The organism is Candidatus Pelagibacter communis (assembly GCF_001180185.1).
Classification (GTDB): Bacteria; Pseudomonadota; Alphaproteobacteria; order Pelagibacterales; family Pelagibacteraceae; genus Pelagibacter; species Pelagibacter ubique_F.
In genome coordinates this window covers 1-842 of sequence record NZ_CVSS01000011.1, presented here as the reverse complement: position 1 = coordinate 842, position 842 = coordinate 1, and the positions used below count along the sequence as shown (strand labels likewise).

Below are 842 nucleotides of genomic sequence, written 5' to 3'. Positions count from 1 at the left end.
TTTCTTGACTCTTCATCTGGCGCAGCAACTGTTACTACACCTTCATCATTTACATCTACTTTCGCACCTGATTTTTCAACTATTTCTCTTATCGTTGCTCCACCTTTTCCAATCACAGCAGCAATATCTTTTTTATCAACATTAATTTTTTCCATTTTTGGCGTATGTTTTCCAACATCAGCTCTTGAAGATGATAATGCTTTATTCATTTCTCCCAAGATATGAACTCTTCCATCTTTAGCTTGACTTAATGCCTGCTCCATAATTTCAAATGTAATACCAGTTATTTTTATATCCATCTGAAGTGAGGTAATCCCATCTTTAGTTCCAGCAACTTTAAAGTCCATGTCTCCCAAATGATCTTCATCACCTAAAATATCTGATAAAACACTAAAATCATCACCTTCTTTAATTAAACCCATTGCTATACCTGCAACCGGTTCTTTAATCGGCACACCCGCATCCATTAATGCTAATGATGTTCCACAAACAGTAGCCATTGAAGATGAGCCATTGGATTCTGTAATTTCCGAAACTACTCTAAAAGTATATGGAAATGCTTCTTTTGACGGTAATGAAGAATGTATAGCTCTCCACGCTAATTTACCGTGTCCTATTTCTCTTCTACCAGTTCCAATTCTTCCTGTTTCTCCAACTGAAAATGGTGGAAAGTTATAGTGAAGCATAAACCTTTCTCTTTGTAGTCCATCTAAGCTCTCAATTCTTTGTTCGTCATCAGATGTGCCTAAAGTAGCAGTTACAATTGCTTGTGTTTCTCCTCTAGTAAATAAAGCAGAACCGTGTGTTCTAGGTAAAATACCAACTTCACAAGAAATGGGTCT

At 36.5% G+C, this 842-nt stretch carries 1 protein-coding gene; it reads right to left on the bottom strand.

All coding sequences use genetic code 11. From position 1 onward, the window contains the following. On the bottom strand, nt 1–842 hold an 842-nt coding region (locus AMN95_RS00825), incomplete at both ends, for a polyribonucleotide nucleotidyltransferase (RefSeq protein ID WP_075522116.1).